Source organism: Pseudomonas sp. NKUCC02_KPG (assembly GCF_019345465.1).
GTDB lineage: Bacteria > Pseudomonadota > Gammaproteobacteria > Pseudomonadales > Pseudomonadaceae > Aquipseudomonas.
Genome location: NZ_JAHKRC010000004.1, coordinates 262,564 through 275,689 on the forward strand (window position 1 = coordinate 262,564; position 13,126 = coordinate 275,689).

Sequence of the window (13,126 nt, forward strand, 5' to 3'; positions counted from 1 at the left end):
GAGCATGCTTGAGAAAGTCCGAATACAGCGACTAAAACAAGCCACTTAGGATCACGCTGATAGTCCGGGTACCAGCCCGGATGCCCCTGCTGGTCTCATTTCTTCAAAATAAGAGCCGCAGCTTTTGAGCTGTTGCTCAGGTTAAAACTACGGCGCCGGTTGAAGCCTGCGCCGCAGCATTTACGGTTAAAGCGGTCCTGCGGTACAGCCTTGGATCACACGCCGCTTTGCAGCAGCATGCTACGCACGTGACCGATGGCCTTAGTCGGGTTCAAGCCCTTCGGACACACGTTTACGCAGTTCATGATCCCGCGGCAGCGGAATACGCTGAACGGGTCATCCAGTGAAGCCAGACGCTCGCTGGTCTTGGTGTCACGGCTGTCAGCCAGGAAGCGGTAGGCTTGCAACAGTGCAGCAGGGCCCAGGAACTTGTCCGGGTTCCACCAGAAGGACGGGCACGAGGTCGAGCAGCAAGCGCACAGGATGCACTCGTACAGACCGTCGAGCTTTTCACGCTCTTCTGGCGATTGCAGACGCTCGATGGCCGGAGCCGGAGTATCGTTCTGCAGGAACGGCTTAACTTTTTCGTATTGCTTGTAGAAGATGCTCATATCGACGACCAGGTCACGGATAACCGGCAAACCTGGTAGTGGACGAACGATCAGCTTGTTGCCTTTAACGACAGCAGACAGTGGCGTGACGCACGCCAAAGCGTTTTTGCCGTTGATGTTCATGCCGTCGGAGCCGCAAACGCCCTCACGGCAAGAGCGACGATAAGAGAAACCCTCGTCCTGCTCTTTGATCAGGGCCAGTACGTCCAGCACCATCAGGTCTTTACCGTGGGTATTGACCTCGAATTCCTGCATGAACGGAGCGGCGTCCTGATCAGGGTTGTAACGATAAACACTGACTTTCAACATATCGGCCACCCTTAGTAAGTCCGAACCATAGGCTCGAAGGTCGGAACGGTTTTCGGCGAGAAGTTCACCGCACGCTTGGCTACGCGCTTGTCACCCGGGAAGTACAGGGTGTGGCACAGCCAGTTAACGTCGTCACGATCTTCGAAGTCTTCACGGGCGTGAGCACCGCGCGATTCTTTACGAACTTCAGCAGCGATTGCAGTCGCTTCAGCCACTTCGAGCAGGTTTTGCAGCTCAAGGGCTTCGATACGAGCGGTGTTGAACGCCTGGCTCTTATCGTTGATTTTCACGTTGGCAATGCGCTTGCGCAGATCTGCCAGCTGGGCAATGCCCTTCTGCATGTATTCGCCAGTACGGAATACACCGAAGTAGTTCTGCATGCAGCTCTGCAGCTCTTTACGCAGGGTTGCCACGTCTTCGCCGTCGGTACGCGAGTTCAGGCCATCCAGACGTGCCAGAGCAGCGTCGATGTCGGACTGGCGCGGACGAGCGTAATCAACGCCTTCTTTCAGGGTCTGCTCAAGGAACAGGCCGGCAGCACGACCGAATACCACCAGGTCGAGCAACGAGTTGCCGCCCAGACGGTTGGCACCGTGTACCGATACGCAAGCCACTTCACCCACTGCGAACAGGCCAGGGATGATCTGGTCAACGCCGTCAGCGTCCTGAGTGATTGCCTGGCCATGAATGTTGGTGGCAACGCCGCCCATCATATAGTGGCAGGTAGGAACCACTGGAACTGGAGCCAGAACCGGGTCAACGTGCGCGAACGTTTTCGACAGTTCGCAGATACCAGGCAGACGGCTGTGCAGAACTTCTTCACCCAGGTGATCGAGTTTCAGCATCACGTGGTCGCCATCCGGACCGCAACCGTTGCCCGCGATGATTTCCTTAACCATCGAGCGAGCGACTACGTCACGACCGGCAAGGTCTTTGGCGTTCGGAGCATAACGCTCCATGAAACGCTCGCCGTGCTTGTTGATCAGGTATCCACCTTCACCGCGGCAACCTTCAGTAACCAGTACACCGGCGCCGGCAATACCGGTTGGGTGGAACTGCCACATCTCGATGTCCTGTACCGGCACGCCAGCACGCAGCGCCATGCCAATACCGTCACCGGTGTTGATCAGGGCGTTGGTAGTCGAAGAGTAGATACGACCTGCACCGCCAGTCGCCAGTACGGTGGCGTTAGCGCGAACGTAGGAGGTTTCACCGGTTTCGATGCAGATAACGATCATGCCGACGAAATCGCCAGCCTCGTTCTTAACCAGATCGACACCGTAGTATTCGTTCAGGAATACAGTGCCAGCCTTCAGGTTGGCCTGGTACAGGGTGTGCAACAGCGCGTGACCGGTACGGTCGGCTGCAGCGCAAGTACGGGCAGCCTGGCCGCCTTTACCGAAGTCCTTGGACTGACCACCGAAAGGACGCTGATAGATACGACCCTGTTCGGTACGGGAGAACGGCAGACCCATGTGCTCAAGTTCGAACACGGCTTCCGGACCTACGGAACACATGTACTCGATAGCGTCCTGGTCACCGATATAGTCGGAACCCTTGACGGTATCGTACATGTGCCAGCGCCAGTCATCGTTCGGATCTGCAGAAGCGATCGCGCAGGTGATGCCACCCTGAGCCGATACAGTGTGCGAACGAGTCGGGAAAACCTTGGTGATTACGGCAGTCTTGTGACCACCTTGTGCCAGCTGCAGAGCAGCGCGCATGCCAGCACCGCCGCCGCCAATAATAATGGCGTCGAACGAAAGTGTATTAACTGTGTTAGCCATGAATCAGATACCCCAAAGAATCTGCACACCCCAGACGAAGTAAGCGAACATTGCAACGCCGCAGACTGCCTGGAAGAGGAAACGTACTGCTGTCGCGGACTTGCCCAGCGCCATTGGCGTCAGGTAGTCGGTCGCGATGGTCCACATGCCTACCCAGGCGTGTGCGCCCAGAGCAACAAGGGCCAGCAGGCTGAAGATACGCATCCAGTTGCTTGCAAACAGCTCATGCCATTGGGCGTAGCCAATGCCAGGGTTCGCAACGAGGTATCCGATCAGGAAAATGAAATAAGCCGCTAGAACAACCGCAGACACACGCTGTGCCATCCAGTCATAGAGGCCCGAACGCGACAGGTTCGTAACGCTGGTTACCATATCCAAACTCCCGCCAGAACAATCATCACCACGGAAATGACGATTACAATTTTCGAGCCCAGTCGGCCGCCTTCAAGCGTCTCACCGATGCCCATGTCCATGATCAAGTGGCGCACACCGGCAACCAGGTGATACAGCAAGGCAGAGAGCAGGCCCCACGCAACGAATTTGGCCAGAGGACTGGTCAAGCATGCCTTCACCTCGGCATAACCTTCTTCCGAACCCAGGGATTTGCTCAATGCATAAAGCATGATGCCCAGGCCGAGAAAAAGAATAATGCCCGATACACGGTGCAGAAATGACGTAACGCCGGTGATGGGGAGTTTGATGGTCCTTAGGTCTAGGTTTACAGGTCGTTGGCTATTCACGGCTTTTTTCACACTGAAGAGCCCCTAACAATCAGGGCAAGTTTGTTGGGATGCGCACTGGTCAGGTACCCACCACCCGGGAGTGACGACCCCCATCTAAACAGGCCCAAAAGCCCCTGGCGGTCGGCTGCCGAGTATAGACAGTTAGGTCGCTAATGACAACGCAAAGACCTCCCCCTAATAGCGCATTGCGCTCTGGCTATAAAAGGCGTAAACGGCAGGGATATTCGCGAAAAATGACTCCCCAAAGCCTTGTACAGCAAGACTTTAGGCAAATTGACATTCAAATTTATCTCACTATAGTGGTGCGGGCCCTGCGTGGGGGGTCTGTCTGATGATTTCAAGCATAAATAGGAGGCCACATGGCTGACAAAAAAGCGCAGTTGATCATCGAGGGCGCAGCCCCCGTCGAGCTGCCCATTTTAACTGGCACCGTGGGTCCCGATGTAATCGATGTGCGAGGCCTAACGGCAACGGGCCGATTCACATTTGACCCTGGCTTCATGTCGACCGCATCTTGCGAGTCGAAGATCACCTATATTGATGGTGACAACGGTATCCTGCTGCACCGCGGCTACCCGATTGAACAGCTGGCTGAACACTCTGACTACCTTGAGACCGCTTACCTGCTGCTGAACGGCGAACTGCCGACTGCAGAGCAGAAGGCTCAATTTGTCAGCACCGTGAAGAACCACACAATGGTTCACGAGCAGTTGAAGACGTTCTTCAACGGCTTCCGTCGTGACGCCCACCCGATGGCGGTCATGTGCGGTGTAGTCGGCGCCCTCTCGGCCTTCTACCACGACTCCCTGGACATCAATAACCCGCAGCATCGCGAAATTTCCGCGATCCGTCTGGTTGCCAAGATGCCAACCCTGGCAGCGATGGTTTACAAGTACTCCATGGGTCAACCCATGATGTACCCGCGTAACGACCTGACCTACGCCGAAAACTTCCTGCACATGATGTTCAACACACCGTGCGAGATCAAACCGATCAGCCCGGTGCTGGCCAAGGCAATGGATAAGATCTTTATCCTGCACGCTGACCACGAACAGAATGCCTCGACCTCTACCGTGCGTCTGGCGGGCTCTTCGGGTGCCAACCCGTTCGCCTGTATTGCTGCCGGTATCGCCGCACTGTGGGGCCCTGCCCACGGCGGTGCAAACGAAGCCGTGTTGACCATGCTCGACGAAATTGGCGATGTTTCGAACATCGACACGTTCATCGCCAAGGCCAAGGACAAAAACGATCCGTTCAAACTGATGGGCTTTGGTCACCGGGTTTATAAAAACCGCGACCCACGCGCCACAGTGATGAAAAAGACCTGCGACGAAGTGCTTAAAGAACTGGGCATCCAGAACGATCCGCAACTCGAACTGGCCATGCGCCTGGAAGAGATCGCTCTGACCGACCCGTACTTCATCGAGCGCTCGCTGTACCCGAACGTCGACTTCTACTCGGGGATCATCCTCAAGGCGATCGGCATTCCAACCAGCATGTTCACCGTGATCTTCGCCCTGTCGCGTACAGTCGGCTGGATCTCGCACTGGAAAGAAATGCTCTCCAGCCCGTACAAGATTGGCCGTCCGCGCCAGCTGTACACCGGTTACGAGCAGCGTGACCTGACCAACCTGGAAGACCGCAAGTAAGGCATATCCCACGATATAGTCTTAGCTGCACACAAGACGGCCTCTATATATAGAGGCCGTTTTTGTTTTGCGCCGTTTTAACCCTGTGCAGAACTGACTGCTGTGGGAGCGACGGTATCGCCGTGGCCCGCTTGACAGGCCGCAGTGCTGCCATCGCGAGCAAGCCCCCTCCCACCAAACCTCAACACAAAAAAATCCCCCTGCCTCACGACAGGGGGATTGCTTTACACATAACGCCTGCCGCTGATTAGTGATCCACCGCCCCGCTCGCCCCAAGACCCGTCTGCGAACGCACAAACTGCGGGAAGAACAACGCACGCTCTTTCTCTGCCGCCTTGGATTTGTCGGTAATAGAGAAGAACCAGATACCCGCGAACGCAATGATCATGGAGAACAGTGCTGGGTACTCGTAAGGGAAGATTGCTTTCTCATGATGCAGGATCTGCACCCAGATGGTCGGGCCCAGGATCATCAAGCCAACCGCACTGACCAGCCCCATCCAGCCGCCAATCATGGCGCCGCGAGTGGTGAGGTTTTTCCAGTACATGGAAAGCAGCAGCACAGGGAAGTTGCAGCTCGCAGCAATGGAGAACGCCAGGCCCACCATGAATGCGATGTTCTGGCTTTCGAACAGGATGCCCAAGCCAATCGCCAGCACCGCCAGGGCGATGGTAGTGATCTTGGAAACGCGAATCTCATCCTTGTCGTTGGCCTTGCCCTTCTTGATTACGCTTGCATAAAGGTCGTGAGACACCGCCGAGGCACCGGCCAGGGTCAGACCCGCAACTACCGCAAGGATAGTGGCGAAGGCTACGGCCGAGATAAAGCCCAGGAACATACTGCCGCCCACCGCATCAGCCAGATGCACGGCCGCCATGTTGTTACCGCCCAGCAAGGCGCCAGCAGCGTCTTTGAATGCAGGGTTGGTGCTGACCAGGATGATCGCGCCAAAACCGATGATGAAGGTCAGGATGTAGAAGTAACCGATAAAGCCAGTTGCGTAGAACACGCTCTTGCGGGCTTCCTTGGCATCGCTAACGGTGAAGAAGCGCATCAGGATATGTGGTAGGCCGGCAGTACCGAACATCAGGGCCAGACCGAGGGAAAAGGCCGAGATCGGGTCTTTAACCAGGCCGCCCGGGCTCATGATCGCCTCACCTTTAGGGTGAATTTTGACGGCTTCGGCAAACAAGGCATTGAAATCAAAGTTGACGTGTTTCATTACCATCACGGCCATGAACGTCGCACCCGACAACAACATCACCGCTTTGATGATTTGCACCCAAGTAGTGGCCAGCATGCCGCCGAACAACACATACATGCACATCAGAATGCCTACCAGGATCACCGCAACGTGGTAGTCCAGGCCGAACAGCAGCTGAATCAGCTTGCCGGCACCGACCATTTGCGCAATGAGGTAGAACGCAACCACCACCAATGAACCGCAAGCCGACAGCGAGCGGATCTGGGTTTGACCCAAACGGTACGAGGCAACGTCAGCAAAGGTGTACTTGCCCAGGTTACGCAAACGCTCTGCGATCAGGAACAGGATGATGGGCCAACCCACCAGAAAGCCGATCGAATAGATCAGGCCATCGTAGCCAGAGGTGTAAACCAGCGCGGAAATACCCAGGAAGGAGGCGGCGGACATATAGTCGCCCGCAATCGCCAGGCCGTTCTGAAAACCTGTAATTTTGCCGCCCGCAGCATAGTAGTCGGCAGCAGACTTGTTACGCTTTGACGCCCAGTACGTAATGCACAGAGTCGCACCCACAAAAACGACGAACATGATGATCGCCGCGATATTAAGCGGTTGCTTCTGCACTTCGCCGGTCAGGGCCTCTCCCGCCCAGACCGCAGGTGCAAGGGCTGCAACGCCCAGTGTTGCCAATAGGCGCCCGATCATTGCCCTGCCTCCTTGAGAATTGCATTGTTCAGCTCATCAAACTCGCCATTGGCCCGGCGCACATAGATACCGGTAAGAATGAAGGCTGAAACAATCAACCCCACACCAATCGGAATACCCCAGGTAATAGACGAACCGGGACTCAACTTGGTCCCCATGATGTGTGACCCATAAGCAATCAACAGGATAAAGGCGGCATATAGTCCGAGCATGATTGCCGAGAGAATCCAGGCGAACCGCTCTCTTTTTTTAACCAGCTCCTTGAAACGCGGGCTGTTTTGAATCGAGAGGTAAATGCTGTCGTTCATTATTTTTGTCCTCGCAGCACAGATGAGATGGAACGTTTTCACTATTAGGGCGCCGCACATTCAATTCCAGACGACTTTAGTAGTAGAGCCCTGAATCAGCTGCAGCCCGCGTTTTATCTAGTCTGCAAGGACGATGCACATAAGCATGAAACTCCAGAAATGCAAAAACCGCCTGATGTAAACACCAGGCGGTCTTGTGTACTGCGAGCTAGACGCTTCGCGATTATTTAGCTGTCCACTCGGCCACACGCTCAGGGTGCTTGGCGACCCACTCTTTGGCCGCCGCTTCAGGCTTTGCCCCCTCTTGAATAGCCAGCATTACTTCACCAATTTCATCTTTTGAGTTCCAGGAAAACTTCTCCAGAAACTCTGCAACTTCAGGTGCTTTTTTACCCAGTTCTTTGCTGCCAATGCTATTAACGGTTTCTGCAGCGCCATACACGGACTTGGGATCTTCGAGAAAACGCAGTTTCCACTTGGCAAACATCCAGTGCGGCACCCAGCCGGTCACGGCAATCGGTTCGTTTTTGGCATAGGCACGACCCAGTTCCGAGGTCATTGCCGCTCCGGAACTTGCCTGTAGCTTGTAGCCCTTGAGGTCATAATCCTTGATTGCCTGGTCGGTCTTGAGCATGACACCTGAGCCGGCATCAATACCGACGATCTTGTTTTTGAACTCGTCGCTGCCCTTCAAATCGGCAATGGACTGGGCCTTTACATACTCAGGAACGATCAGGCCAATTTTTGCATCTTTGAAGTTGGGCCCGTAGTCGACCACCTTGTCTTTATTCTTCGCCCAGTACTCGCCATGAGTAACGGGCAACCAGGCAGACAGCATGGCGTCCAGTTTCCCCGTGGCCACGCCCTGCCACATGATGCCGGTCGCAACGGGCATCAGTTTCACGTCATAACCCAGCTTTTGCTTGATGACTTCGGCAGCCACATGGGTAGTTGCCACGCTGTCCGACCAACCATCCACATAGCCAATATTCAGGGTCGGCTTGCTCTGGGCGCTCGCCAGGCCCGCACTCATCGCCAGCACCAAGGCTGCTCCCGCGCTCAAAATACGTCGCATCTTCATCTTTGATTCCCCACAGTGCCGGGCCCGACGAGTGCCGGGCCACTTCAAGTTTCCTACAAGGTTTTTCTACCCCGTATCACTTGCACCCGATCATCAACCGCGACTGCTTGCCGTCCTGCTCTGACGACGACCCCCATACAACCAGCAACGACATTGCCACTACACCCATTTGATACCTGCGTGCTTTGCCCAGATGGCTGCCCGAACTTTGCATGTCAAAATTATACGCGGGCGCTGCACCTGCTCAATTGCAGGTAAGATGCGCGGCTTTGCTCCCATACGGCCCGACCATGTCTGCGACTGCCCGCTTCCCCGTGCTGCCTTATCTCCTTGCCTGCTTGCTGGGCATGTTTGCCATTGCCGGTTTCTGGTACGGCCTTGGCCAACCGGTGATTTTGCCTGATGCCGCAACACCGACCCATAAACTGCAATGTGCGTCGTATACGCCGTTCGACAAGGACCAATCACCGTTCGACCAGCCTTTCGTGCCTCGGGCCGAGCGCATGGACGCGGACCTGGCGTTGCTGGCCACGCGCTTTCAGTGCATCCGCACCTATTCGCAGGCAGGTCTTGAAGGCCTGCCAGACCTTGCACGCAAACACGGCCTGAAGCTGATGATCGGGGCCTGGGTCAGCAGCGACCCGGTTGCCACCGCACAGGAAGTCGACGCCCTGATCGCCTCGGCCAATGCCAACCCGGACGTCGTCAGTTCGGTCATCGTTGGCAACGAGGCCTTGCTGCGCAAAGAAGTCACCGCACCACAACTGGTCAAGCTGATCGACAAGGTGAAAAGCCAGATCAAGCAACCCGTGACCTATGCAGATGTTTGGGAGTTCTGGCTGCAGCATCCGGAAATCGCCCCGGCGGTGGACTTCCTGACCATTCACCTGTTGCCTTACTGGGAAGATGACCCTGCAGGCATTGATCAAGCGGTGAACCATGTCGCGCAGATCCGCCAGGTATTCGGCAACAAATTTGCGCCCAAGGACATCCTGATCGGCGAGACCGGCTGGCCCAGCGAAGGACGCCAGCGCGAAACCGCCGTACCCGGCCGGGTCAATGAAGCCAAATACATTCGCGGTTTTGTCACCCTGGCCGAGCAAAACGGCTGGAAGTACAACCTGATCGAAGCCTTCGACCAACCCTGGAAGCGCGGCAGCGAAGGCGCAGTTGGCGGCTATTGGGGCTTGTTTGATGCGGACCGTCAGGACAAGGGCATTCTGGCCGGTCCAGTTTCCAATCTGCCGCACTGGCCTGCCTGGCTTGGGTTGGGTGCGCTGGTGTTTCTGAGCACTCTGGTGCTTGGCGGGCGTGTTCGCACGCCACGCTCAGCCCTGCTGCTGCCAGCACTGGGCGCTGTGGCGGGATGCAGCATCGTGGCCTGGGCAGAACTGGCCTCCGTGACCAGCCGCTATGCCGGAGAGTGGTCCTGGGCCGGCCTGCTGGTCGGCTTGAACCTGATTGTATTGGTACATGCAGCGCTGGCTCTGGGCCAGAAAGAAGGTTGGCGCGAGCGCCTGTTCAATGTGCTGGAGCGCCGTGCTGGCTGGTGGCTGGCAGCGGCAGGGTTTGCCGGTGCGGTGATGATGCTGGGGCTGGTGTTTGAACCGCGCTATCGCAGCTTCCCGAGTGCAGCACTGATACTGCCTGCACTGGTTTACCTGCTGCGTCCGGTACACGGACCACGCCGTGAATTCGGCCTGCTGGCATTGATCATCGGCGCAGGCATACCGCTGCAGCTGTACCGCGAGGGCCTGAACAACGAACAGGCCTGGATGTGGGCATTGGTGAGCATTCTGATGGTGATGGCATTGTGGCGTAGCGTGCGACAGAAAGCGTAACGCCCAACCTTGTGGGAGCGGGCTTGCTCGCGATAGAGGCGACGCGATCTGTCAGGCAGACCGCGTTGTTGATGCCTTGACGAGCAAGCCCGCTCCTATTGCCTTACCTGGCCGCCCGAACCAGTCGCAACCCGGCGATCACAACGGCAAACACTGCCAGGCTGGCGTTGTAGAGCGCCAGCGCAGGCAAACCGGACAACAAGGCCAGTACCGCCAGCGCACGGCCGACGTGCCCGCGCACAAAAAACGCGACAATCGACAGCACCAACGCAACCCAACCCAGCACCCTGAAATGAATCAACAACCCCAGGTTTGAACGCAGCTGGCACTCCCAACGCGCAGCCTCGGCCACACAGGTCCCAACCCACTGCGGGTCTTCCATCAAGCCGTAACGCAACCCATAACTGGCTGCCAGCCATACAGGCAGGGCGATAAGCAGCAAGATCAACGGCAAACGAGGTCGCATAAAAACTCCGATAGACAAAAGCGGCGCCCAGCTTAATCCCCATCCTTGCCTATGCAAGCCTTGCAATGAGATATCTGTTAACTAAAGTCATTCAGCGTGTATCTTGAGTGGCTTTTTGCCTTTTCGAGACTCTTTTGGGTTTTTTAGTGCCGCCATATGGCACTTCAGCACTAGCCCTGTGGTCATAGCCTGCGAATCTTTTGCGCACCTTCTTAGGGATAGTCTTCATGCTACGTTCTCTGCCCCTCGTTGCCTTGCTTGGCAGCCTTATCTTGAGTGCGTCCGCGCAGGCGGTCGATGTCGATCCCGCAACTTATGGCTACCCGATCACCAATCCGTTTGAAGCCACGATTGCCACCACGCCGCCGCAAATGCGCCCGCTGCTGCCTGACGAAGACGACATCAATCAATCGGATTACACCCTGAGCCTGCGCCCCGAACGCGAGTTCACGCTGCCCGCCAACTTTTGGGCCGTGAAAAAGCTGACTTACCGCATGGCCAAACAGGATCACCCGGCGCCGCTGATGTTTTTGATTGCCGGTACCGGTGCGGCTTACGACAGCAGCCTCAACGAGTACCTGAAAAAACTCTTCTACCAAGAGGGTTACCACGTTGTGCAGCTGTCATCACCGACCAGCTACGACTTCATGAGTGCGGCCTCGCGCCTGGCCACCCCCGGTATCAGCCAGTATGACGCCGAGGATCTGTATCACGTGATGCAAGCCGTGCGCGCCCAACAGGCCCACGTCCCGGTGACCGACTACTACCTGGCCGGTTATAGCCTGGGAGCACTGGACGCAGCGTTCGTCAGCCACTTGGATGAAACCCGCAAGAGTTTCAATTTCAAGAAAGTGTTGATGCTCAACCCCCCGGTCAACCTCTTCACCTCCATCAGCAACCTCGACAAGCTGGTGCAGACAGAGGTCAAAGGCATCAACAACACCACGACATTCTACGAACTGGTACTGGGCAAGCTGACCCGCTACTTCCAGGACAAAGGCCATGTGGACCTCAATGCGGCCCTGGTCTATGACCTGCAAAATTCCAAGGAGCGTCTGACCAACGAACAGATGGCGATGCTGATCGGCACCGTTTTCCGCTTCTCGTCGGCCGATATCGTGTTCACCTCGGACCTGATCAACCGCCGCGGTCTGATTACGCCGCCCAATTACCCGATCACCGAAGGCACCAGCCTGACACCGTTCCTCAAGCGCTCGTTGCAGTGTGATTTCGACTGCTACCTGACTGAACAGGTGATTCCGATGTGGCGCGCCAAAACCGATGGCGGCAGCCTGTTGCAACTGATTGACCAGGTCAGTCTGTATGCACTTCAGGACTACCTGAAAAACAGCCCGAAAATTGCCGTCATGCATAACGCCGACGACATCATCCTGGGGCCAGGCGATCTGGGATTCCTGCGCAAGACCTTCGGCAATCGCCTGACGGTTTACCCATATGGTGGCCACTGCGGCAATCTCAACTACCGTGTCAACGCTGACGATATGCTGGAGTTCTTCCGTGGCTAAACAATTATTGCTTCTCGCCGCCCTGCTCGGCGCAGGCTTCGCCCAAGCGGATAACAGCAAGGCTCACACGGAGCTCACACCCGATGTCGACGGCTTCACCCAGCCGTTGAAACTGCTGAAGTTCAATCCGGGCCTGGACCAGCGCGAGTTTGAACGCGCCACCATGAACGCGCTGAGCATCTATGACCCGCTGGAACCGCTCAACCGCCGGATCTACCACTTCAACTACCGCTTTGATCAGTGGGTCTTCCTGCCGGTGGTCAATGGCTATCGCTACGTCACGCCAAGTTTTCTGCGCACTGGCGTGAGCAACTTTTTCAAAAACCTGGGGGATGTGCCCAACCTGTTCAACAGCCTGCTGCAGCTCAAGGGCCATCGCTCGCTGGAAACTACGGGGCGACTGTTGCTGAACACGACAATAGGCATCGGCGGGCTGTGGGATCCAGCCACCGCGATGGGCCTGCCCCGTCAGAGCGAAGACTTCGGCCAGACCCTGGGCTTTTACGGCGTACCGGGTGGTGCCTACCTGATGCTACCGATCCTGGGCCCATCCAACCTGCGCGACACCACGGGCCTTGCGGTCGACTTTGGCGTCAATCAGGAAATCAACTTCCTCAACGTGCCTCACGAAAGTACCCGCCATCCCGAAATCTGGGTGCTGGGCGCGGTCGACAAGCGCTACAACACCAGCTTCCGCTATGGCCAGTTCGACTCGCCGTTTGAGTACGACAAGCTGCGCTATATCTATACCGAAGCCCGCAAACTGCAGATTGCGGAGTAGCGTTGTATGCAAACCCCGTAGTCGCTGCCGCAGGCTGCGAAGGGTTGCGTAGCAACCCGTTCTCCTGAATGTTGCGTGAAAGGCCCTTGCGGGCTTTATCGCAGCCTTCGGCAGAGAC

General features: G+C 56.5%; 12 protein-coding genes. 4 read left to right on the forward strand and 8 right to left on the reverse strand.

Annotation, left to right across the window (positions count from 1 at the left end):
- Positions 1 to 215 precede the first annotated feature (215 nt).
- The 4 genes from KO536_RS07455 to sdhC are packed head-to-tail and all read right to left on the reverse strand — an operon-like array spanning position 216 to position 3,459.
- Positions 216 to 920, reverse strand: a complete 705-nt coding sequence (locus KO536_RS07455; RefSeq protein WP_133078138.1) for a succinate dehydrogenase iron-sulfur subunit — start codon at positions 918 to 920, stop codon at positions 216 to 218.
- Positions 921 to 931: 11 nt separating this feature from the next.
- Entirely contained in the window at positions 932 to 2,707 is a 1,776-nt protein-coding gene (gene sdhA, locus KO536_RS07460; protein ID WP_219261568.1) for a succinate dehydrogenase flavoprotein subunit, read from the reverse strand.
- Positions 2,708 to 2,710: 3 nt separating this feature from the next.
- On the reverse strand, positions 2,711 to 3,079 hold the full coding sequence (gene sdhD / locus KO536_RS07465) for a succinate dehydrogenase, hydrophobic membrane anchor protein (protein WP_003446906.1): 369 nt from the start codon (positions 3,077 to 3,079) through the stop codon (positions 2,711 to 2,713).
- On the reverse strand, positions 3,073 to 3,459 hold the full coding sequence (gene sdhC, locus KO536_RS07470) for a succinate dehydrogenase, cytochrome b556 subunit (RefSeq protein WP_019828563.1): 387 nt from the start codon (positions 3,457 to 3,459) through the stop codon (positions 3,073 to 3,075). Before sdhC ends, sdhD begins: the two co-directional genes overlap by 7 nt.
- 350 nt (positions 3,460 to 3,809) lie before the next feature.
- Between sdhC and gltA the strand changes: the two genes are divergently transcribed.
- A complete protein-coding gene (gene gltA / locus KO536_RS07475; RefSeq protein ID WP_019828565.1) occupies positions 3,810 to 5,099 on the forward strand; it encodes a citrate synthase in 1,290 nt (429 codons plus the stop codon).
- 247 nt (positions 5,100 to 5,346) lie between these two features.
- Here gltA and KO536_RS07480 read toward each other — a convergent pair whose 3' ends face one another.
- The 3 genes from KO536_RS07480 to KO536_RS07490 form a co-directional block, all read right to left on the reverse strand.
- On the reverse strand, positions 5,347 to 7,005 hold the full coding sequence (locus tag KO536_RS07480; protein WP_133078137.1) for a cation acetate symporter: 1,659 nt from the start codon (positions 7,003 to 7,005) through the stop codon (positions 5,347 to 5,349).
- A complete protein-coding gene (locus KO536_RS07485) occupies positions 7,002 to 7,313 on the reverse strand; it encodes a DUF485 domain-containing protein (protein WP_133078136.1) in 312 nt (103 codons plus the stop codon). Before KO536_RS07485 ends, KO536_RS07480 begins: the two co-directional genes overlap by 4 nt.
- A gap of 223 nt (positions 7,314 to 7,536) precedes the next feature.
- Complete coding sequence (locus tag KO536_RS07490) at positions 7,537 to 8,394, reverse strand: glycine betaine ABC transporter substrate-binding protein (protein ID WP_133078135.1); 858 nt, start codon at positions 8,392 to 8,394, stop codon at positions 7,537 to 7,539.
- A 290-nt stretch (positions 8,395 to 8,684) separates the two neighbouring features.
- Here KO536_RS07490 and KO536_RS07495 point away from each other — a divergent pair, with 290 nt between their 5' ends.
- Complete coding sequence (locus KO536_RS07495; RefSeq protein WP_219261569.1) at positions 8,685 to 10,235, forward strand: beta (1-6) glucans synthase; 1,551 nt, start codon at positions 8,685 to 8,687, stop codon at positions 10,233 to 10,235.
- Between the two features lie 103 nt (positions 10,236 to 10,338).
- Here KO536_RS07495 and KO536_RS07500 read toward each other — a convergent pair whose 3' ends face one another.
- A complete protein-coding gene (locus tag KO536_RS07500) occupies positions 10,339 to 10,701 on the reverse strand; it encodes a hypothetical protein (RefSeq protein ID WP_133078133.1) in 363 nt (120 codons plus the stop codon).
- A 227-nt stretch (positions 10,702 to 10,928) separates the two neighbouring features.
- On the opposite strand from KO536_RS07500, the gene KO536_RS07505 reads away from it, so the two are divergent.
- Positions 10,929 to 12,227, forward strand: coding sequence for a serine/threonine protein kinase (locus KO536_RS07505; protein WP_133078132.1), 1,299 nt, complete (start codon positions 10,929 to 10,931; stop codon positions 12,225 to 12,227).
- Positions 12,220 to 13,008, forward strand: coding sequence for a VacJ family lipoprotein (locus tag KO536_RS07510; protein ID WP_133078131.1), 789 nt, complete (start codon positions 12,220 to 12,222; stop codon positions 13,006 to 13,008). Before KO536_RS07505 ends, KO536_RS07510 begins: the two co-directional genes overlap by 8 nt.
- The last annotated feature ends 118 nt before the right edge of the window (positions 13,009 to 13,126 follow it).